Source organism: Curvibacter sp. PAE-UM (genome assembly GCF_001432305.1).
Classification (GTDB): domain Bacteria; phylum Pseudomonadota; class Gammaproteobacteria; order Burkholderiales; family Burkholderiaceae_C; genus Hylemonella.
The window spans coordinates 2722114-2743576 of the sequence record NZ_KQ483358.1 but is presented as its reverse complement, the minus strand read 5'-3'; the positions used below and the strand labels follow the sequence as shown (position 1 = coordinate 2743576).

Sequence of the window (21463 nt, the reverse complement as noted above, 5' to 3'; positions counted from 1 at the left end):
AAATCAAAAAGCAAACGGGTCACGGTCCGGCGCGGCTATCCATGGCGCCCATGTCCTTGACCTCAAGTCCCGACGCGATGCCACAAGCGTTTGCGAAGGGGCACCCAAGGTTTTTCGTCAGAGAAATTCACAAAGGTTCATCATGGAAATTTCCAAGGCTGAAATCACTTCCGCCGCGGCAGCCAGTGCTGCCGGCCAGGCCGAAGAGTTGCGTGGCGCCGAGATCCTGGTCAAGGCGCTGCAGGCAGAGGACGTCAAGTACGTCTGGGGTTATCCCGGCGGTGCCGTCCTGCACATCTACGACGCCTTCTACAAGCAGGACACCATCCAGCACATCCTGGTGCGTCACGAGCAGGCCGCCGTGCACGCCGCCGATGGTTATGCGCGCGCCACCGGCGATGTGGGCGTGGCGCTGGTGACCTCCGGCCCTGGCGTGACCAATGCCATCACCGGGATTGCCACGGCCTACATGGACAGCATTCCGATGGTGATCATCACCGGTCAGGTGCCCACCGCAGCCATCGGCCTGGACGCCTTCCAGGAGTGCGACACCGTGGGCATCACCCGCCCCATCGTCAAGCACAACTTCCTGGTCAAGGACGCCAATGATCTGGCCGAAACCATGAAGAAGGCCTTCCACATCGCACGCAGCGGCCGTCCCGGCCCCGTGGTGGTGGATATCCCGAAGGACGTCTCCTTCAAGAAAGTGCCCTACGCCGGTTACCCGGAGTCGGTGACCATGCGCTCCTACAACCCGGTGCGCAAGGGCCATGCCGGTCAGATCCGCAAGGCCTTGCAATTGCTGCTGACCGCCAAGCGTCCCTATATCTACACCGGCGGCGGTGTTCTGCTGGGCAATGCCACAGCCGAGTTGCGCACGCTGGTGGACATGCTGGGCTACCCGGTCACCAATACCCTGATGGGCCTGGGTGCCTACCCGGCGACCGATCCCAAGTTCCTGGGCATGCTGGGCATGCACGGCACGATCGAAGCCAACAACGCCATGCAGAACTGCGACGTGCTACTGGCCGTGGGCGCACGTTTCGACGACCGCGTGATCGGCAATCCCAAGCACTTCGCGCAGAACGAGCGCAAGATCATCCACATCGACATCGATCCTTCGAGCATTTCCAAGCGCGTCAAGGTCGATATCCCGATCGTGGGCGACGTCAAGGACGTGCTGACCGAGATGATCGCCATGATCAAGGAAAGCCCGACCCGGCCCGATGCGAATGTGCTGGGTTCCTGGTGGGACGCCATCAATGGCTGGCGCAAGCGCGACTGCCTGAAGTACGACCGTGGAAACAAGGATGTGATCAAGCCTCAGTTCGTGATCGAGACCCTGTGGAACATGACCAAGGACGTCGACACCTACATCACGTCCGACGTTGGCCAGCACCAGATGTGGGCGGCGCAGTACTATAAGTTCAACGAGCCGCGCCGCTGGATCAACTCCGGGGGTCTGGGCACCATGGGCGTGGGCATCCCCTATGCCATGGGCATCAAGCTGGCCAAGCCCGAGAGCGAGGTCTACTGCGTGACGGGTGAAGGCTCGGTGCAGATGTGCATCCAGGAACTCTCGACCTGCCTGCAATACAACACGCCGATCAAGATCCTGTCGCTGAACAACCGCTACCTGGGCATGGTGCGCCAGTGGCAGGAGATCGAGTACTCCGGCCGCTACAGCCACAGCTATATGGATGCGCTGCCCGACTTCGTGAAGCTGGCCGAGGCCTATGGTCACGTCGGCATGCTGATCGAGAAGCCGCAGGACGTGGAGCCGGCGCTGCGTGAAGCGCGCAAGCTCAAGGACCGTACGGTCTTCATGGACTTCCGCACCGACCCCACCGAGAACGTGTTCCCGATGGTCAAGGCCGGCATGGGCATTACCGAGATGCTGTTGGGAGCCGAAGACCTGTAAGCCGGTGGTGCGGCCGTTCAGGTCGCGTCACTACCTATCAAAGACGAATCTATTGTCCGCCGAGCCCGGTCGTTACCGCGACCGGGGGAGGGCGGCGAAAAGAGGAATCCATTCATGAAACACATCATTGCAGTATTGCTGGAGAACGAGCCTGGCGCGCTCTCCCGCGTGGTGGGCTTGTTTTCGGCCCGTGGCTACAACATCGAGTCCCTGACCGTCGCACCGACGGAAGACCCGAGCCTCTCGCGCATGACCATTGAAACCACCGGTTCCGATGACGTGATCGAACAGATCACCAAGCACCTGAACCGTCTGATCGAGGTCGTCAAGGTCGTCGACCTGACCGAAGGCGCCTACATCGAGCGCGAGCTCATGATGGTCAAGGTGCGGGCGGTGGGCAAGGAGCGCGAGGAGATGAAACGCATGGCGGACATCTTCCGCGGTCGTATCATCGACGTCACCGACAAGAGCTACACCATCGAGATGACGGGTGACCAGTCCAAGAACGACGCCTTCATCGAGGCGATCGATCGCGGCGCGATCCTGGAGACGGTGCGTACCGGCAGCAGCGGCATCGGTCGCGGCGAGCGCATTCTGCGCGTTTGAATCAATTAACAGACCCGTTTTATCCCAAGGAGAAAGAAGTGAAAGTTTTCTACGACAAGGACTGTGACCTGAGCCTGATCAAGGGCAAGACCGTGGCCATCATCGGTTACGGCAGCCAGGGCCATGCCCACGCCCAGAACCTGAACGACAGCGGCGTCAAGGTCGTGGTCGGCTTGCGCAAGGGCGGTGCCTCGTGGGACAAGGTCGGCAAGGCCGGCCTGACCGTGATGGAAGTGAACGACGCCGTCAAGATGGCCGATGTGGTCATGATCCTGTTGCCCGACGAGCAGATCGCCGAGGTGTACACCAACAACGTGGCGCCGAACATCAAGAAGGGTGCTTCGCTGGCCTTCGCCCACGGTTTCAACGTGCACTACAACCAGGTCGTGCCGCGCGCTGATCTGGACGTGTGGATGGTGGCGCCCAAGGCCCCCGGCCACACGGTGCGCAACACCTACACCCAGGGTGGCGGCGTGCCCCACCTGGTGGCCGTGCACCAGGACAAGAGCGGCAAGGCCCGTGACCTGGCCCTGTCCTATGCCATGGCCAATGGTGGCGGCAAGGCCGGCATCATCGAGACCAACTTCAAGGAAGAGACCGAGACCGACCTGTTCGGCGAGCAGGCCGTGCTGTGCGGCGGTGCTGTCGAGCTGATCAAGATGGGTTACGAGACCCTGGTCGAGGCCGGCTACGCTCCCGAGATGGCTTACTTCGAATGCCTGCACGAGCTCAAGCTCATCGTGGACCTGATCTATGAAGGCGGCATCGCCAACATGAACTACTCGATCTCCAACAATGCCGAGTATGGCGAGTACGTCACCGGCCCCGAGGTGATCAACGAGCAGTCGCGCGCCGCCATGCGCAATGCGCTCAAGCGCATCCAGAACGGCGACTACGCCAAGATGTTCATCCTGGAAGGCCGTACCGGCTACCCCAGCATGACGGCTCGTCGTCGCAACACTGCAGATCATCAGATCGAGGTGGTGGGTGCCCAACTGCGCGCCATGATGCCCTGGATTGCCAAGAACAAGCTGGTCGACCAGACCCGCAACTGATCGGTTTTGCCGCTTGCAACAAGGCCACTTCGGTGGCCTTGTTTTTTTTGTCTCACGCAGGCGTGGCCTGCTTTACACTTGCCGCCATGAATACTCAAGACCTTGATACACAGACCTGCGGTTGCGGGACGGAGGTGCGATATGCATGATGGTGCAGATGAGCGCATCGGCGAAGGGGAAGCCGTGATGGTGCGCAAGCGCCGCAAGGGCATCTACATCCTGCCCAATCTGTTCACCCTGGGCGGCTTGTTTGGCGGCTTTTATGCCATCGTCATGGCCATGAATGGCCGGTTCGACCTGGCCGCCATCGGCGTCTTCTCGGCCATGGTGCTCGACAGCCTGGACGGGCGGGTGGCGCGCATGACCAATACCCAGAGCGCTTTTGGCGAGCAGATGGACTCGCTGTCCGACATGGTGTCCTTTGGTGCGGCGCCGGCCCTGATCGCCTATGAGTGGGCGCTCAAGGGGCTGGGACGTTGGGGCTGGATTGCGGCTTTTGTCTACTGTGCTTGTGCCGCATTGCGCCTGGCGCGTTTCAACGTCAACACGGCCGTGGTGGACAAGCGCTATTTCCAAGGCTTGCCCTCTCCTGCCGCAGCGGCCTTGGTCACGGGGTTCATCTGGATCATGACCGAGCTGGACGTAGCGGGCCCGGCCGTGGCATGGCCCATGTTCGTGCTGGCCCTGTATGCCGGCCTGACCATGGTCAGCAATGTGCCGTTCTACAGCTTCAAGGATATCCACATGAAGAAGAGCGTGCCCTTCGTGGTGATCGTCCTGATTGCCCTGGGCATTGCCGTCGTCAACATCCATCCGCCTGTGGTGCTGTTCGGTGTTTTCGTGGTCTATGGCCTGAGTGGTTATTTTGTCTATGCCTGGCGCAAGGCCAAGGGCAAGCCGACCAGCGTCATCAGCACTTCGACCGACGAGCCCGAAGAGCGTGGACTGCACCAGTAATTGAAACCATAGGATATGGCTATGCATATGGCGTTTGATTGTGGTACATTGAAGGCATGAAGAAATTCCTGCTAGCACTACTGCTGCAACGCCACAACGGGCGGAATTAGTAGCGCGCGCGAAATTCCCATCAAAGGCCCGTATGCATCCGCAGCGGGCCTTTTGCTTTTACGGTTGTTGATTTTGAGTTGAAGACAAACAGGAGTTTGAAATGGCTGAGAAACTGATCATTTTCGATACCACCCTGCGTGATGGTGAGCAGTCGCCCGGCGCCTCCATGACCAAGGACGAGAAGCTGCGTATCGCCCGCCAGCTCGAACGCCTGAAGGTGGACGTGATCGAGGCCGGTTTCGCCGCCAGCTCCAACGGGGACTTCGAGGCGATCCAGAACATTGCCAACACCATCAAGGATTCCACGATCTGCTCGCTCTCGCGTGCCAACGACCGCGATATCGCACGCGCGGCCGAAGCGCTCAAGGGTGCCAACCGGGCTCGCATCCACACCTTCATTGCCACCTCGGCCCTGCACATGGAGAAAAAGCTGCGCATGAGCCCCGAGCAGGTGCTGGAGCAGGCCAAGCTGTCCGTGCGTTATGCGCGCAATCTGGTGGAAGACATCGAGTTCAGCCCGGAGGATGGTTACCGTAGCGACGTGGACTTCCTCTGCCGCGTGCTGGAGGCGGTGATCAAGGAGGGCGCCACCACCCTCAACATCCCGGACACTGTGGGTTATGCCGTGCCCGAGCTGTATGGCAACTTCATCAAGACCCTGCGCGAACGCATTCCCAACTCGGACAAGGCGATCTGGTCGGTGCATTGCCACAACGATCTGGGCATGGCGGTGGCCAATTCCCTGGCCGGCGTGAAGATCGGCGGTGCGCGTCAGGTCGAGTGCACCATCAACGGCCTGGGCGAGCGTGCGGGTAACTGCAGCCTGGAAGAGATTGTCATGGCCGTGAAGACGCGCCGCGACTACTTCAACCTGGATGTCGGCATCGATACCACGCAGATCGTTCCGGCCAGCCGCATGGTGAGCCAGACCACCGGTTTTGTGGTGCAGCCCAACAAGGCCGTGGTGGGCGCCAATGCCTTTGCCCACGCCTCCGGCATTCACCAGGATGGCGTGCTCAAGGCGCGCGACACCTATGAAATCATGCGTGCCGAAGATGTGGGCTGGAGCGCCAACAAGATCGTGCTGGGCAAACTGAGTGGGCGCAATGCCTTCAAGCAACGCCTGCAGGATCTGGGCGTGAGCCTGGAGAGCGAGGGTGAGCTCAACACCGCCTTCGCCCGCTTCAAGGAACTGGCTGACCGGAAGAGCGAGATTTTCGACGAGGACATCCTGGCCCTGGTGAGCGATGAGAGCGTGACCAGCGAGAAGGAGCAGTACGGTTTCATCTCGCTTTCACAGCACAGCGAAACCGGCGAACGGCCGCATGCATCCATCGTGATCACGGTAGAGGGCAAGGAGGTGCATGGCGAGTCGGATGGCAACGGCCCGGTGGACGCTTCGCTGAAGGCCATCGAATCGAACGTCAAGAGCGGTGCCGAGATGGTGTTGTATTCAGTCAACGCCATCAGCGGCTCGACCGAAAGCCAGGGTGAGGTGACCGTGCGCCTGCAAAACAGTGGCCGCGTGGTGAATGGTGTCGGGTCTGATCCCGATATCGTGGTCGCCTCGGCCAAGGCTTATCTGAGTGCGCTCAACAAGTTGCACAGCAAAGCTGATCGGGTAGCGGCGCAAGGCTAGGGTTACCACCTATATATGTAAGAGTTTGTTGAGAAAAGCCACACAAGTGGTTGATCCTGCATGAGATTTTCGGTATAACCTTTCTTCAGAGGGTGCCATGAAGAGAGGGTGCCGTTTTTTTCTAGTGCAGGGTCGGACTGGTGAACCACTTACATCGTTTTATCTGGGCTTGGGCGGCGTCGCTCTTTGTGACGCTGTCGGTTGCATCCGGGCAGGCTTTTGCTGCGCCGTCTGGCAGCAGCAGCGCCCAGCCCGGCGCCAAACCCAAGGTCATCAAGACCGCCTACCAGGCCAAGCGCAAGGCTTATGCCAAGCGCCCCTCCGCCCGCATCGTGCGCCCGGCCCGTCCCTCGGATGGCATGCGCGCCGGCTTGCATGGCGCCACCGATCCCCTGTCCCTGCGTTCCAGCGTGGCCTACGTCATCGACCAGGAAACCCAGGAGGTGCTCCTCAGCAAGAACGAAGAGGCCGTGCTGCCGATTGCGTCACTGACCAAGCTCATGACAGGCCTGCTGATCAGCGAGGCTGAGCTGCCCCTGGACGAGATGGTCACCATCACCCAGGCCGATGTGGATACCGAAAAGGGCAGCACTTCTCGCTTGCGCGTGGGCTCAACCCTGAGCCGCGGGGAGTTGATGCATCTGGCGCTGATGGCCAGTGAAAACCGTGCGGCGCATGCCTTGGGTCGAACCTATCCGGGTGGCCTGCAGGTGTTTGTCGAAATGATGAACGCCAAGGCACAACTGTTGGGTATGCAGGACACGCAATATGTCGAGCCCACGGGGCTGTCCAGCAAGAACCGCTCCAGTGCCAGGGACCTGGCGGTGCTGGTGAACGTGGCGTCGGACGACCCGCTGTTGCGCGAGTACTCCACCTCTCCTGCCTATCAGGTCGCCGTGGGGCGGCGCAAACTCATGTTCAGCAACACCAATCGGCTGGTCAAGAACCCGACCTGGGAGATCGGTCTTCAGAAGACAGGCTACATCTCCGAGGCCGGTCAGTGCCTGGTGATGCAAGCCAGGGTGGCTGGGCGTAATCTGATCATGGTGTTCCTGGATTCCGCTGGCAAGCTCAGTCGTCTGGGCGATGCCGAGCGCGTGCGCCGTTGGGTCGAGTCCATCCCCGCCCGGCCGGTCGTTCCCCTGACCGAGAATCACCTCGACGCGAAGTCGCCAGTCTTCTTCTGAAGAGGCTGGCGGGCACCAGGCCCGCCTAGCGCTTTTCTGCCCCGGGCTGATAGCCCAGCATGCGGGAAATCTCACTGGCCACCGCTTCCAGCTTGGGAAGCCATTCCTTGTCGAGCCGGCCCGTGGGCGCGGAGATCGACAGGCCGGCGATCAGCTTGCCTTGATCGTCATGGATACCGGCGGCCATGCAGTGCACACCCAGTTCCAGTTCCTCATCATCATGGGCGGTCCCGTACTGGCGTACCTTGGCCAGTTCGCGTTCGAGCACGGGCAGCTGGGTGATGCTGTTCTTGGTGTGGCCGGCCAGACCCGTACGGGTGGCGTACGCACGGACACGCTGGGGATCGTCGGCAGCCAGGAAGAGCTTGCCCACCGAGGTCAGGTGCAGGGGCGCCCGTCCGCCGATGGCGCGCACCACCTGCATGCCCGAGCGTTCGCTGTAGGCGCGTTCGATGTAGACGATTTCGTCCCCCTGGCGCATGCTCAGGTTCACCGGTTGCTGGATCAGGCGGTGCAGTTCGCGCATGGGGGTGATGGCTGCGTCGCGCACGTTGAGGCGAGCCTTGACCAGATTACCCAGTTCAAGCAGGCGCATGCCCAGGCGGTAGGTGCCCGGCTGGGGGCGGTCGACATAACGGCCGGTGGCCAGGTCGTTGAGGATGCGGTGCGCCGTGGAGGGGTGTAGCCCGGTCTTCTCGCTGATTTCCTTGAGTGAGATGGCTTCTTCGCGCGAGGCCAGCACGTCCATGAGGGTGAACATCCGTTCAATTACCTGCACGGTCGGCGTGACGACGGCATCCGGATCTTTTTTCTTCATCGGGTACTCTCCTGCATCTGGCCCCGATTTTACCTCGTGAAATCACCCTCTGGCCGGCGGCATCTTGCTCGCGGGGCTGACAGCTTGCCATTGTCCTTGCAGCAGCAGTTCGTGAGGGCTGAAACGGGCCTTGTAGTTCATCTTCGGGCTGTCCTCGATCCAGTAGCCCAGATAGACATGCGGTAGCCCCAGCAGGCGCGCCTGTTCGATCTGCCAGAGCACGCTGTGGGTGCCATAACTGGCTTCGCGTCCCGGCTCGTAGAAGGTGTAGACCGCCGAGAGGCCGTCGTCCAGGACGTCGAGCACGGAAACCATGCGCAGCGGGCCGGGCGAGCCGTCTCCCAGCGTTTCGCGGAACTCGACCAGGCGCGAATTGACCCGGCTCTGGAGCAGGAACTGGGTGTACTGGTCGATGCTGTCCTGGTCCATGCCACCGCCGGCGTGCCGGCCGTTCTGGTAGCGCAGATAGAGCTGGTAGTGCTCCGGCACGAAGCACAGGCGCGAGACGCGGGCCTGCAGGTTCTGATGCTGCTTCCAGGCGCGGCGCTGGCTGCGTGTGGGCTGGAAGTCCTGCACGCGCACGCGCAGCGGGACGCAAGCCTGGCAGCCATCACAGTGCGGCCGATAGGTGAACATGCCACTGCGGCGAAATCCCTGGGCGACCAGTTCCGAATAGGTGGAGTTGTTGATCAGATGGCTGGGTGTGGCCACCTGGGAGCGTGCCAGACGGCCACTCAGGTAGCTGCACGGGTAGGGGGCCGTGGCATAGAACTGCAGACTCTGGAGGGGCAGGTCCTTGAGGTGCGTCACGTCGACTCCGCGGGGGACATCATCAGTTCACGCCAGTATAGGGGGTCGAACTGCCAGCGGGGTCCGGGCTGCGCCTGTGCCGCCGCGATATGGCGCAAAAAATCCACACGCGTTATCTCATGGGCGCCCAGCGAGGCGAGGTGCTGGGTGTTCTGCTGGCAGTCGATCAGGGTGATGCCCTGGTGGCGACAAAAGGCCACCAGGGCGGCCAGCGCGATCTTGGAGGCGTCGGTCATGCGGGCGAACATGGATTCACCGAACACCGCGCGACCCAGGGCCATGCAGTAGAGCCCGCCCACGAGCCGTCCGTTGATCCAGGTCTCCACGCTGTGTGCGTGGCCGGCGCGGTGCAGTTCGCCATAGGCCTGCACCATGGGCGGCACGATCCAGGTCCCGTCCTGGCCTTCGCGCGGGCTGTTGGCGCAGGCGCTGATCACATCGTCAAAAGCGGAATCGAAGCGGATTTCGCATCCGTCGGTCGAGATGAATTTCTGCAAGGTCTTGCGCAGTGAGCGATGTAGCCTGAACTGGTCCACCTTCAGCACCATCCGCGGGTCCGGGCTCCACCAGAGGATGGGCTGCCCCGTGCTGAACCACGGGAAGATGCCGTGCCCGTAGGCCCGGCACAGGCTGTCGACATCCAGGCTGCCACCAGCGGCCAGCAGGCCGGGAGCGTCGGAGCCGGGCCCCCACGCCTGGCTGGCGGCCGGAAATTCTTCGCCCGGTTCGAGCCAGGGCAGGGGAACGGAGCGTGTGCGCATGGAGAAACTTTATCCCAAGGACGTCGTGTCACGTGGAATGGCCGGGGTGTGCCGGTAGAATACGCAGCTTGTCGGGGCGTAGCGCAGCCTGGTAGCGCATCTGCTTTGGGAGCAGAGGGTCGTACGTTCGAATCGTATCGCCCCGACCATCTTTCTGTCTGATCTCGATGAGATCCATCCTCACCAACTTCGCGTTCCTGTTCCTGTTGCTGTCGAGCCCGATGGCAGTGGCCTGGACCCTGCAGGGCCAGGTGGTCGCCATCGTCAATGGTGACACCATCCGCGTGCGCGATGAGCGCAAGGTCCAGCACACGGTGCGCCTGGCGGGTATCGATGCGCCGGAGAAGTTCCAGAAGCATGCCCAGCGCTCGGAGGACGCCTTGCGCGAGTTCGTTTTTCAGAAATACGTGACGGTGGAGGTGCCACGCCAGGGCGGCTCACCGCGTCTGGGCAAGGTGGTGGTTGCAGGGCGTGATGTCGGCCTGGAACTGCTTGCCGACGGCGCTGCCTGGTACGACCCATCCCGCGCGCAGGACCTGGCGGCGCAGGATCGTCAGGCCTATGCTGCCGCGCAGGCCGATGCCCGTGAGCGGCGTGCCGGACTCTGGCGTGACAGCAAGCCCATCCCTCCCTGGGACTACCGGGCTGGTCGTCGCAAATAGGTCTTGATCCGCCCGTATCCGGTGTGCTGTCGCCTGCTGTGCGCAGGCCATCCTCAGATTTTCAATGTCTCGACACGCGCCTGCGGTTGCAGCCAGCGTTGCACGGCAATCTGCAGCTGATCCGCCGGGCCGGTGGTCAGCCAGCGCAAGGTAGGCTGGCCTGTGTCAACGACTTGCTGCAGCACGCGGCGCGTCTGTCGCGCGACCGGGGCGCCGCTGGCCATCAGTTCCACACCGGGTCCCAACAGGGACTGCAGGTTCTCGGCGACCAGCGGGTAATGGGTACAGCCCAGCACCACGGTGTCGATCTGGCCTGCCTCGCGGCCGCAGGCGCCCAGGGCCTGCGTGTAACGGCGGCCCAGGGATTCGATGCGTGCGCTGTCCTGATGCTCAATGGCGTCGGCGAGGCCGTCGCAGGCTTGCAGCATGAAGTCGACCTGGCCTTGCAGGGATTCCAGCAGGACCCGGAACTTGGTGCTTTGCAGCGTGCTGCGTGTGGCCAGCACGCCCACGCGCCGGGTCCTGCTGAGTTGCACAGCGGGCTTGAGGGCGGGTTCCACTCCCACGATGGGGAGTTCGGGGTGCTGTTCGCGCAGCAGGCTGATGGCAGCAGCTGTGGCGGTATTGCAGGCCACAACCAGGGCCTGGATGTCATGGGCCTCGATCAGGTGGCGCGCGATGGCCTGCGAGCGCTCGATCACGTGACCAGGCTCACGCTCCCCATAGGGTGCGTGGCCGCTGTCGGCCAGGTAGACAAAGGGCTGGTGCGGCAACTCGGCGCGCAGCGCCTGCAGGACGCTCAGGCCCCCGATGCCGCTATCGAAGACGCCGACCGGTCGTGTTGTCACTCTACTCAGGCGGTGGCGAGCGCGATGCCCTTGAACTCGCCGCTGGCGATGCGGCGGCTCCACTCGGCCGGGCCGGTCACGTGCGCGCTGGTGCCACCGGCGTCCACCGCCACGGTGACCGGCATGTCCACCACGTCGAATTCGTAGATGGCTTCCATGCCCAGGTCGGCAAACCCCACCACCTTGGCGGTCTTGATGGCCTTGCTGACCAGGTAGGCGGCGCCACCCACGGCCATCAGGTAGGCACTCTTGTGCTGGCGGATGACCTCGACGGCCTCGGGGCCGCGCTCGGCCTTGCCGATCATGGCGATCAGGCCGGTCTGGCCCAGCATGGTCTCGGTGAACTTGTCCATGCGCGTGGCGGTGGTCGGGCCGGCGGGGCCCACGGCCTCACCCTTGACCGGGTCCACCGGGCCTACGTAGTAGATCACGCGGTTGGTGAAGTCCACCGGCAGTTTCTCGCCCTTGGCCAGCATGTCGGCGATGCGCTTGTGCGCGGCGTCGCGGCCGGTGAGCATCTTGCCGTTGAGCAGCAGGGTGTCGCCGGGTTTCCAGCTCGCCACTTCGTCCTTGCTGAGTTTGTCGAGGTTCACGCGCTTGCTCTTCTGGGTATCGGGCGTCCAGTTCACATTGGGCCAGAGGTCCAGGCTGGGCGGATCCAGATAGACCGGGCCCGAGCCGTCCATGACGAAGTGCGCGTGGCGCGTGGCGGCACAGTTGGGGATCATGGCCACGGGCTTGCTGGCGGCATGCGTGGGGTACATCTTGATCTTCACGTCCAGCACCGTGGTCAGGCCGCCCAGGCCCTGGGCACCGATGCCCAGCGCGTTGACCTTTTCGTGCAGTTCCAGGCGCAGCTCTTCCACCTGGGTGAGCTTTTCACCCTTGGTGGCCTTGGCCTGCAGCTCGTACATGTCCAGGTCTTCCATCAGGCTTTCCTTGGCCATCAGCACGGCCTTCTCGGCGGTGCCACCGATGCCGATGCCCAGCATGCCCGGCGGACACCAGCCGGCGCCCATGGTGGGCACGGTCTTGAGCACCCAGTCGACGATGGAGTCGCTGGGGTTCATCATGACCATCTTGCTCTTGTTCTCGCTGCCGCCGCCCTTGGCGGCCACAGTGACCTCGACCTTGTCGCCGGCCACGATCTCGGTGAAGATGACCGCCGGGGTGTTGTCCTTGGTGTTCTTGCGAGCAAACTGCGGGTCGGCCAGCACCGAGGCGCGCAGCATGTTGTCCGGGTGGTTGTAGGCGCGACGCACGCCTTCGTTGATGGCGTCTTCCAGGCTGCCGCTGAAGCCTTCCCAGCGGACATCCATGCCGACCTTGAGGAAGACGTTGACGATGCCGGTGTCCTGGCAGATCGGGCGGTGGCCCGTGGCGCTCATCTTGCTGTTGGTCAGGATCTGCGCAATGGCGTCCTTGGCCGCGGGGCTCTGCTCGCGCGCGTAGGCACGGGCCAGGTGGGCAATGTAGTCGGCCGGGTGGTAGTAGCTGATGTACTGCAGGGCGGCGGCGACGGATTCGATCAGGTCGGCCTGCTTGATGTGCGTGGTCATGATGCGAAAGCTCGGAGAGTGGGTCAGTGATGGTCTGCGGCGGGGGCCGACATCAACCGGTCGGTGTAGGCAATGGCGATGGCCGACAGCAGGAAGGTGATGTGGATGGCCGTCTGGGCGATCAACACCCGGTCGGTGTAGTTGTCCGCGTTGATGAAGGTCTTGAGCAGGTGGATCGAGCTGATGCCGATGATGGCGGTGGCCAGCTTGACCTTGAGGACCGAGGCGTTGACGTGGCTCAGCCACTCGGGCTGGTCGCGGTGGCCTTCGAGATCCATGCGGCTGACGAAGGTCTCGTAGCCGCCGACGATCACCATGATCAGCAGGTTGGAGATCATGACCACGTCGATCAGGGCCAACACCACCAGCATGATGACCGTCTCGTTCAGCGTGGTGATGGGCGCCGTCGTCTTGTAGCCGATGCTCGTGACCAGGGCCTGCAGGGCGGCCTGGCTGCCAAAGGCGGCCTCGATCAGGTGCAGCAGCTCGAACAGGAAGTGATAAACGTAGACGCCCTGGGCCGCGATCAGACCCAGGTAGAGGGGCAGTTGCAGCCAGCGGCTGGAAAAAATAAGCGCGGGCAGGGGGCGCAGGGGGGAGGTCTTCGACGGTTCAGGGGTGGACATGGGGCGTTCTGCGGGTTTCTATGTAGATTGGGGAGGGTATTCAAAACTCCCGCCTTGCGCGTTCGAGTCAAAAACGGGATGATTTGACCGCCAACACCACGCAGCGTGTGCTGAAGCACACGCAAGCGGTTTGGTGGGCAAAGGGCCCGTTTTTGGCCGAACCCGTAGGGGCGCGGTTTTGCGGGCGATCCGCGGCGTTGCAAAACCAGGCAAGCCGTCCAGGCTTGCCTTGGGTTTTGCGCCTTGCGGCTCATCCCGCAAAAGCCACGCCGCGCACGGCGCGAGTTTTGAATACCCTCCCGTGATTTTAGGCCGCATTTCAAACCGGACCGGGATTCGGTACATTGCAGGATGGTGTCAAGTCAGTGACTTGTAAGGGCAAAACCCGACATTGCGGGGCGATCCAATTTCAACCAGAGGAAACAAACCATGAGTTCACCTTCGTCCGCCATCGAGTCCGTCCTGGTCGAGAACCGTGTCTTTCCCCCGGCGGATGCGGTCGTCAAGGCGGCACGTATCTCCGGCATGGCGCAGTACCAGGCGATGTGCGACGCCTTCGACAAGGATTTCGAGGGGACATGGGCCAGGCTGGCACGTGAGAACCTGGTCTGGAACAAGCCCTTCACCCGCACCCTGGATGCTTCCAGGAAGCCTTTCTACAAGTGGTTCGACGACGGCGAACTCAACGCCTCGGCCAACTGCCTGGACAAGCACATGGGCACGTCCACCGAGAACAAGACCGCCATCATTTTCGAGGCCGACGATGGCGCCGTGACCAAGGTGACGTACAAGGAACTGCTGGCCAAGGTCAGCCAGTTTGCCAACGCGCTCAAGGCCCAGGGCGTCAAGAAGGGCGATCGCGTCCTGGTCTACATGCCCATGACCATCGAGGGTGTGGTTGCCATGCAGGCCTGCGCGCGTATCGGTGCCACCCACTCGGTGGTGTTCGGCGGCTTCTCGGCCAAGTCGCTGCAGGAACGCATCATCGACGCCGGCGCCGTGGCCGTGATCACGGCCAACTACCAGATGCGCGGCGGCAAGGAGCTGCCGCTCAAGGCCATCGTGGACGAGGGCCTGTCCATGGGCGGCTGCGACTCCATCAAGACTGTGCTGGTCTACCAGCGCACGGCGACGGCCTGCAACATGGTCGCCGGCCGCGACAAGACCTTTGCCGAGGCTTTGGCCGGGCAGAGCAGCACCTGCGCGCCGACGGCCGTGGGCGCCGAGCACCCGCTCTTCATCCTCTACACCTCGGGTTCCACCGGCAAACCCAAGGGCGTGCAGCACGCCACTGGTGGCTACCTGCTGTGGGCCCGGTTGACCATGGACTGGACGTTCGACCTCCAGCCCAGCGATGTCTTCTGGTGCACGGCCGACATCGGCTGGATCACCGGCCACACCTATGTGGCTTATGGCCCGCTGGCCGCTGGCGCGACGCAGATCGTCTTCGAAGGCGTGCCGACCTACCCGAACGCCGGCCGCTTCTGGCAGATGATCGAGAAGCACAAGTGCACGATCTTCTACACGGCACCCACGGCCATCCGTTCGCTGATCAAGGCGGCCGAGGGCGATGCCGCCGTGCATCCGGCCCGCTCCAACCTCAGCAGCCTGCGCATCCTGGGCTCGGTGGGCGAGCCCATCAATCCGGAAGCCTGGATGTGGTACCACAAGCATGTCGGCGGCGAGCGTTGCCCCATCGTGGACACCTTCTGGCAGACCGAAACCGGCGGCCATGTGATCACCCCGCTGCCGGGCGCCACGCCGCTGGTGCCGGGCTCCTGCACCCTGCCGCTGCCGGGCATCGCCGCGGCCATCGTGGACGAGGCGGGCCATGACGTGCCCAACGGCTCGGGCGGCATCCTGGTGATCAAGAAACCCTGGCCCTCGATGATCCGCACCATCTGGGGCGATCCCGAGCGCTTCAAGAAGAGCTACTTCCCCGAGGAGCTCAAGGGCTATTACCTGGCCGGCGACGGCGCCGTGCGCAGTGTCGACCGCGGTTATTTCCGCATCACGGGCCGCATTGATGACGTGCTCAACGTCTCCGGTCACCGCATGGGCACGATGGAGATCGAGTCTGCCCTGGTCTCCAAGACCGACCTGGTGGCCGAGGCCGCCGTGGTGGGGCGCCCGGACGACCTGACCGGTGAGGCCATCTGCGCCTTTGTCGTGCTCAAGCGCTCGCGTCCGACCGGCGATGAAGCCAAGGCCATTGCCAAGGAGTTACGCGACTGGGTGGCCAAGGAGATCGGTCCGATCGCGAAACCCAAGGACATCCGCTTTGGCGACAACCTGCCCAAGACCCGCAGCGGCAAGATCATGCGCCGCCTGCTGCGCTCCATCGCCAAGGGCGAGGCCATCACCTCGGACACCTCGACACTAGAGAACCCGGCCATCCTGGATCAGTTGTCGCAGAACAACTGAGCCGATGTCACGGCGCCGTTGGTGGCGCCTGGCGCCCAAACAGAAAAGCCCGCGTGAGCGGGCTTTTTCATGCAAGGGGAGAGCCTTATTTGGCAGCCAGCACCCAAGCAGCCAGCTTCTTGGACTCGGCTTCGCTGACTTGCGGGTTGGCCGGCATGGGCACGGGGCCCCAGACGCCGGAGCCACCCTTGATGATCTTGGTGGCGAGTTTGTCGCCGGCGGACTTGTCGGCTGCATACTTCTTGGCCACGTCCTTGAAGGACGGGCCGACCAGCTTCTTGTCGACGGCATGGCAGGCCATGCAGTTCTTGGAAGTGGCCAGGGCCTGATCGGCCAGCGCGGGGGCGCTGATGGCGGTGGCGGCAAACAGGATGAACAGGGCGCGTTTCATTGATTTCCTCTAGGCTGGGGGTTAATACATAATCAATGAACGCAATTGTAAGGGCTGCCGTTGACCTGCGTGGTGGGCCGGCAGCACCAAGACCGAGGGCTACACATGTATTTGCTGGGACTGGGCATCATTCTTCTGCTGATGAAATATCTCGATATCGATCCGGTCGTGAGTTGGAGCTGGCTGATCGTGCTGGCGCCGTTTGGCCTGGCGGTTGCCTGGTGGTCCTGGGCCGATGCCAGCGGCTATACGCGGCGCAAGGCCATGGAGCGCGAGGACAAACGGCGCCTGGACCGCATCAACAAGCAGCGTGACGCCATGGGCATGAAACGCAAACGCTGAGCCTCCGATGGCGGCCCAACAAAAAGCCCCGGCATGCCGGGGCTTTTTGTTGGGTTGGCCGGATCAGTAGTTGTCCAGCACCGCGCCCTTGCTGGCCGAGCAGGCGTTGAAGGCGAACTTGGCCTGAACGCCACGCGTGTAGCGCGGTTGCGGCGGCGTCCAGCCTTCGCGGCGCTTGGCCAACTCAGCTGCCGGCACATTCAGTTCCAGCTTGAGTTCATGCGCGTCGATGGTGATGCTGTCGCCTTCCTTGACGAAGGCGATGGTGCCGCCGGCTGCGGCTTCGGGCGCCACGTGGCCCACCACCATGCCCCAGGTGCCGCCGGAGAAGCGGCCGTCGGTGATCAGGCCCACGCTCTCGCCCAGGCCGGCACCGATCAGCGCACCGGTGGGGGCTAGCATCTCGGGCATGCCCGGGCCGCCCTTGGGGCCCAGGTAGCGCAGCACCATCACGTCCCCGGCCTTGATCTTGCCGTCCAGGATGGCCTTGAGGGCCGACTGCTCGTCGTCGAACACGCGGGCCGGGCCGGTGATGACCGGGTTCTTCAGGCCGGTGATCTTGGCGACCGCGCCCTCGGGCGAGAGGTTGCCCTTGAGGATGGCCAGATGGCCTTCGGCATACATGGGTTTGTTGATGGGACGGATCACGTCCTGGTCGGCGCGCGGCTGGTCCGGCACGTCCTTGAGCACTTCGGCGATGGTCTGGCCGGTGATGGTGATGCAGTCGCCGTGCAGCAGACCGGCGTTCAGCAAAACCTTCATGACCTGGGGGATGCCGCCCGCCTTGTGCAGGTCCACCGCCAGGTACTTGCCGCTGGGCTTGAGGTCGCACAGCACGGGGGTCTTCTTGCGCACGCGCTCGAAGTCGTCGATGGTCCATTCCACATCCGCCGCATGCGCGATGGCCAGGAAGTGCAGCACGGCGTTGGTGGAGCCGCCGGTGGCCATGATGACGGCCACGGCGTTCTCGATGCTCTTGCGCGTCACGATGTCGCGCGGCTTGATGTCCTTCTTGATCGCCTCGATCAGCACCTTGGCGGATTCCTTGGCCGAGTTCTGCTTCTCGTCGTGCGGATTGGCCATGGTGGAGGAGTAGGGCAGGCTCATGCCCAGGGCCTCGAAGGCGCTGGACATGGTGTTGGCGGTGTACATGCCGCCGCAGGAGCCGGTGCCGGGGATGGCGCGCATCTCGATCTCGCGCAGGTCGGCATCGCTCATGTTGCCGGCGGCATTCTGGCCCACGGCCTCGAACACGCTGACGATGTTCAGGTCCTGGCCCTTGTAGTGGCCGGGCAGGATGGTGCCACCGTAGACGTAGATGGCGGGCACGTTGGCGCGCAGCATGCCCATCATGCCGCCGGGCATGTTCTTGTCGCAGCCGCCGACCACCAGCACGCCGTCCATCCACTGGCCCTGCACGCAGGTCTCGATGCAGTCGGAAATCACTTCACGCGAGACCAGCGAGTACTTCATGCCTTCGGTGCCCATGGCCATGCCGTCGCTGATAGTGGGTGTGCCGAAGACCTGGGCGTTGCCGCCAGCCTCTTCGATGCCGGCGATCGCGGCGTCGGCCAGCTTCTGAAGGCCCGAGTTGCAGGGGGTGATGGTGCTGTGGCCGTTGGCCACGCCGACCATGGGTTTCTTGAAATCGCTTTCCTCGTAGCCCATGGCGTAGTACATGGAGCGGTTGGGTGCGCGGGACTTGCCCTCGGTGATATTGGCCGAGCGGCGGTTGATCTGGATGACTTTGGTAACCATGGTTCGTGTGCAGTAAATGAGCCGAAAAATCAGTGCAGACCGTGAGTGTAAGCCGTGGCCGGTCGGGGCGGTGCTGCGGCACAATGGCGCCCATGCTGATACACCCCGCGATCGATCCGGTGGCCTTGCGCCTGGGACCCCTGGCCATCCACTGGTACGGCATCACCTATCTGGTGGCCTTTGCCCTCTTCATGTTCCTGGGTCTGCGCCGGCTGCGGCACGAACCTTATGCCTCGGCCCGCGGGGAAGGGGCCTGGAGCCGGCGTGACGTCGAGGATGTGCTGTTCTACGGTGTGATCGGCGTGGTCATCGGCGGGCGCCTGGGCTACTGCCTGTTCTACAAGCCGGCCTATTACCTGAGCCACCCGCTGGAGATTTTTGCGCTCTGGCAGGGTGGCATGAGCTTTCACGGCGGCATGCTGGGGGTGGTGGTCGCCATGCTCTGGTTTGCGCGTGCCCGCCACAAGCACTGGCTGCAGGTCGCCGATTTCGTGGCGCCCTGTGTGCCCACGGGCCTGGCGGCAGGCCGTATCGGCAACTTCATCAATGGCGAACTCTGGGGGCGCGTGGCCGACCCGTCCTTGCCCTGGGCCATGGTGTTTCGCGGCGCCGGGGATGCCCCGCGCCATCCCTCGCAGCTCTACCAGTTCCTGCTCGAAGGCCTGTTGCTGTTCGTGCTGCTGTGGCTTTATGCCCGCAAGCCGCGGCGCACCGGCCAGGTGGCTGCCGTCTTTTTGCTGGGCTATGGGCTGCTGCGTTTCATTGCCGAATACTTCCGCGAGCCCGATGACTATCTCGGCCTGCTGGCCCTGAACCTCAGCATGGGGCAATGGCTCTGCCTGCCCATGATCGCCCTGGGGGCGGGGCTTTGGTGGTGGTTCGGCCGCCAGCCACAGCGGCCTTGAGCCGGGTTGGTTTTCACTGGTTGGGCTGCCTTTTGTTGCGCCCATGAGACTCAGGGTTATTACCTAGTTTTGTAATTATGCGTAATTACGTAAAATTACAGCCATGGTCCTGCTGCTGCCGAGGCCCGTTCTCGAAGTGGCAGGGTGTTTCCTCATCCCGGTCAGCCTGCCCATGCGTGTCGTCCACAACTCCTTGCACGAACAGGTCGCAGACACCCTGCGGCAGGAGATCTTCAATGGCACCCTGGCGCCGGGCAGCTTCGTGGACGAAGCCGTCCTGTGTGTGCGGCTGGAGATTTCGCGCACGCCCTTGCGGGAAGCGCTCAAGGTCTTGACAGCCGAGGGGCTGGTACGGCACGAGCCGCGGCGCGGCTGCTTCGTGAACGAGGTCACCGAGCAGGATCTCGACGAAATCTTTCCCGTGATCGCCCTGCTGGAGGGGCGGTGTGCGCACGAGGCCGCAAGCCATGCCAGCGATGCCGACCTGGAGGCCCTGGAGGCCTTGCATGAGCGTTTGCAGAAGGCGGCGCGCAGCAAGCGCATCGTCGACTACTACGAAACCAATTTCGCCATCCACGAGGCCATCATTACGCTGGCCAACAACCGCTGGCTGGCCCAGGTCATTGGCGACCTGCGCAAGATTCTCAAGCTGGCCCGGCTGCAGCAGCTGCATGCGCCGGGGCGGCTGGAGCAAAGCCTGAGTGAGCACCTGGCCGTGTTCGCCGCGCTCAAGGCGCGCGACGGCGAGGGCGCGGAGGCGGCGATGCGCACGCATCTGACGCGCCAGCGCGAAGCCCTGCGCGAATTGGCCCGTCATCAAAAAAGCCGGAGACTGGCATGAACGCAACGAGCTGGATCAGCCGCAACGTCTCGCGACTCTTCCCCATCGACCGCAAGGGTCTGCTGGCAAGCGATGCCGCCGGCCCCGCACCGGCCGTGCGTGGCGGCGCGGTGGGCCCGGCCGCTGAACGGCCCACGCGTGAGCGCCTGGCGGCCAGCCGGCGCCACAAGGAAGAGGCGATGTCGCCGCGCATGCTGCGACTCGTGCTCGATGAGCTGAAGGCCACCATCGATCCGCGCATCAGCGAGGTCGAGGGCGGGCGGCGCGCCCAGGTCCTGATCGAACGTTATGCGGGTGCCACGGTGGCCCGGCGGCGTGACATGTGGCTGCTGATGAGCGAGATGTTCACGGCCGATACCGAAAAGGTCAAAAGCGCGCAGGCCAAGTTCGCTGCCGCCGTGGGCACACCCGATGAGGCGGCCGCGGAAGTGCAGTACCGCCGGGCCACGGTGTCGCCGCGCCGGCGCCTGCTGCAGCGTTTCAGCGTGCTGCCCGAGGGCATCCGTTTCCTGGTGGACCTGCGGGCCGAGATGCAGCCTTTCCTGAAGAAAGACAAGCGGCTGCAGGCGCTGGACGTGGAGATGGAGTACATGTTCTCCACCTGGTTCGATGTCGGTTTTCTGGAGTTGCAGCGCATCAGCTGGGATTCGCCGGCCTCCCTGGTCGAGAAGCTCATCAAGTACGAGGCCGTGCACGATATCCGCAGTTGGGCCGACGTCAAGAACCGGCTCGATTCCGACCGTCGCTGCTACGGCTTTTTCCATCCCCGACTGCCCGGGGAGCCTTTGATTTTCGTGGAGGTCGCCCTGATCGACCATATGGCCGGCAGCATCCCCCCGCTGCTGGACGAGCAGGCCGCGGCTTCCGACCTGGACAAGGCCACCACGGCGATTTTCTATTCGATCAGCAATACCCAGACCGGACTGCGCGGTGTGAGTTTCGGGGATTCGCTGATCAAGCGGGTGGTGGAGACGCTGTGCGCCGAGTTCCCCCGGCTCAGGCATTTCGCCACACTCTCGCCGATCCCGGGGCTGCGGTCCTGGCTGACGCAGAACGCCGACCGCATGCTGGCCTTGACGCCGGACAAGGAGCTGGCCGAACTGGGGCGGTCCGTGGGCTTTGAGCCGCCCGCCGCGGCCCACGTGCTGCTGGCCCTGGACAAGGTCGAGTCGCTGGACGCGAAGTCCGCGCTGCAGCGCTGGCTGCTACACTGCGCCGCCCATTACCTGGGGCGTGAGCTGAT

General features: G+C 63.3%; 20 protein-coding genes and 1 tRNA gene. 13 read left to right on the top strand and 8 right to left on the bottom strand.

From position 1 onward, the window contains the following. The first annotated feature begins 142 nt into the window (after positions 1–142). The 6 genes from AO057_RS13245 (at position 143) to AO057_RS13220 (ending at position 7476) form a co-directional block, all read left to right on the top strand. Complete coding sequence (locus AO057_RS13245; RefSeq protein WP_057676395.1) at positions 143–1921, top strand: acetolactate synthase 3 catalytic subunit; 1779 nt, start codon at positions 143–145, stop codon at positions 1919–1921. Positions 1922–2035: 114 nt separating this feature from the next. After that, positions 2036–2527 carry an acetolactate synthase small subunit gene (ilvN, locus tag AO057_RS13240; protein WP_057676394.1) on the top strand — a complete coding sequence of 164 codons (492 nt, stop codon included), beginning with the start codon at positions 2036–2038 and terminating at the stop codon, positions 2525–2527. 38 nt (positions 2528–2565) lie between these two features. After that, the gene (ilvC, locus tag AO057_RS13235) at positions 2566–3582 is read left to right on the top strand and encodes a ketol-acid reductoisomerase (RefSeq protein ID WP_057676393.1); all 1017 of its coding nucleotides are present in this window, start codon (positions 2566–2568) and stop codon (positions 3580–3582) included. A gap of 141 nt (positions 3583–3723) precedes the next feature. Next, positions 3724–4539, top strand: a complete 816-nt coding sequence (pssA, locus tag AO057_RS13230; RefSeq protein ID WP_057676392.1) for a CDP-diacylglycerol--serine O-phosphatidyltransferase — start codon at positions 3724–3726, stop codon at positions 4537–4539. A gap of 211 nt (positions 4540–4750) precedes the next feature. Then, a complete protein-coding gene (locus tag AO057_RS13225; protein WP_057676391.1) occupies positions 4751–6289 on the top strand; it encodes a 2-isopropylmalate synthase in 1539 nt (512 codons plus the stop codon). A gap of 140 nt (positions 6290–6429) precedes the next feature. Next, complete coding sequence (locus AO057_RS13220) at positions 6430–7476, top strand: serine hydrolase (RefSeq protein WP_240480785.1); 1047 nt, start codon at positions 6430–6432, stop codon at positions 7474–7476. A 25-nt stretch (positions 7477–7501) separates the two neighbouring features. Here the strand turns inward: AO057_RS13220 and AO057_RS13215 are convergent, their stop codons facing one another. Genes AO057_RS13215 through aat form a run of 3 tightly spaced genes read right to left on the bottom strand, consistent with a single transcriptional unit; the run spans position 7502 to position 9864 of the window. Next, positions 7502–8293, bottom strand: a complete 792-nt coding sequence (locus AO057_RS13215) for an IclR family transcriptional regulator (RefSeq protein ID WP_057676389.1) — start codon at positions 8291–8293, stop codon at positions 7502–7504. Positions 8294–8335: 42 nt separating this feature from the next. After that, the gene (locus tag AO057_RS13210) at positions 8336–9103 is read right to left on the bottom strand and encodes an arginyltransferase (protein WP_057676388.1); all 768 of its coding nucleotides are present in this window, start codon (positions 9101–9103) and stop codon (positions 8336–8338) included. Next, the gene (gene aat, locus AO057_RS13205; protein WP_057676387.1) at positions 9100–9864 is read right to left on the bottom strand and encodes a leucyl/phenylalanyl-tRNA--protein transferase; all 765 of its coding nucleotides are present in this window, start codon (positions 9862–9864) and stop codon (positions 9100–9102) included. The genes AO057_RS13210 and aat overlap by 4 nt, the downstream gene beginning before the upstream one ends. 72 nt (positions 9865–9936) lie before the next feature. On the opposite strand from aat, the gene AO057_RS13200 reads away from it, so the two are divergent. Further along, a tRNA-Pro gene (locus AO057_RS13200) sits at positions 9937–10013 on the top strand. A gap of 18 nt (positions 10014–10031) precedes the next feature. Beyond that, positions 10032–10526 (top strand): thermonuclease family protein, encoded by a 495-nt coding sequence (locus AO057_RS13195; RefSeq protein WP_082605557.1) that lies wholly within the window; start codon positions 10032–10034, stop codon positions 10524–10526. 53 nt (positions 10527–10579) lie between these two features. Here the strand turns inward: AO057_RS13195 and murI are convergent, their stop codons facing one another. Genes murI through AO057_RS13180 form a run of 3 tightly spaced genes read right to left on the bottom strand, consistent with a single transcriptional unit; the run spans position 10580 to position 13559 of the window. After that, positions 10580–11383, bottom strand: coding sequence for a glutamate racemase (gene murI / locus AO057_RS13190; protein WP_057677295.1), 804 nt, complete (start codon positions 11381–11383; stop codon positions 10580–10582). After that, positions 11380–12933: a fumarate hydratase gene (locus tag AO057_RS13185; protein ID WP_057676386.1), complete on the bottom strand. Its 1554-nt coding sequence runs from the start codon at positions 12931–12933 to the stop codon at positions 11380–11382. Before AO057_RS13185 ends, murI begins: the two co-directional genes overlap by 4 nt. A 23-nt stretch (positions 12934–12956) precedes the next feature. Continuing rightward, entirely contained in the window at positions 12957–13559 is a 603-nt protein-coding gene (locus tag AO057_RS13180; protein ID WP_057676385.1) for a TIGR00645 family protein, read from the bottom strand. Positions 13560–13988: 429 nt separating this feature from the next. On the opposite strand from AO057_RS13180, the gene acs reads away from it, so the two are divergent. Beyond that, a complete protein-coding gene (acs, locus tag AO057_RS13175) occupies positions 13989–15983 on the top strand; it encodes an acetate--CoA ligase (RefSeq protein ID WP_057676384.1) in 1995 nt (664 codons plus the stop codon). Positions 15984–16068: 85 nt separating this feature from the next. Here the strand turns inward: acs and AO057_RS13170 are convergent, their stop codons facing one another. Further along, positions 16069–16374, bottom strand: coding sequence for a c-type cytochrome (locus AO057_RS13170; protein WP_057676383.1), 306 nt, complete (start codon positions 16372–16374; stop codon positions 16069–16071). Between the two features lie 105 nt (positions 16375–16479). On the opposite strand from AO057_RS13170, the gene AO057_RS13165 reads away from it, so the two are divergent. Next, the gene (locus tag AO057_RS13165) at positions 16480–16716 is read left to right on the top strand and encodes a TIGR04438 family Trp-rich protein (protein ID WP_057676382.1); all 237 of its coding nucleotides are present in this window, start codon (positions 16480–16482) and stop codon (positions 16714–16716) included. Between the two features lie 63 nt (positions 16717–16779). On the opposite strand, the gene ilvD is transcribed toward AO057_RS13165, so the two are convergent. Continuing rightward, positions 16780–18474, bottom strand: a complete 1695-nt coding sequence (gene ilvD / locus AO057_RS13160; protein ID WP_057676381.1) for a dihydroxy-acid dehydratase — start codon at positions 18472–18474, stop codon at positions 16780–16782. A gap of 92 nt (positions 18475–18566) precedes the next feature. On the opposite strand from ilvD, the gene lgt reads away from it, so the two are divergent. From lgt to AO057_RS13145, 3 genes are all read left to right on the top strand, one after another. Further along, a complete protein-coding gene (gene lgt / locus AO057_RS13155) occupies positions 18567–19379 on the top strand; it encodes a prolipoprotein diacylglyceryl transferase (RefSeq protein ID WP_057677294.1) in 813 nt (270 codons plus the stop codon). A 172-nt stretch (positions 19380–19551) separates the two neighbouring features. Further along, positions 19552–20220 (top strand): GntR family transcriptional regulator, encoded by a 669-nt coding sequence (locus AO057_RS13150; protein ID WP_057677293.1) that lies wholly within the window; start codon positions 19552–19554, stop codon positions 20218–20220. Further along, on the top strand, positions 20217–21463 hold a 1247-nt coding region (locus AO057_RS13145; protein ID WP_240480784.1), incomplete at its 3' end, for a malonyl-CoA decarboxylase domain-containing protein. The genes AO057_RS13150 and AO057_RS13145, both read left to right, overlap by 4 nt.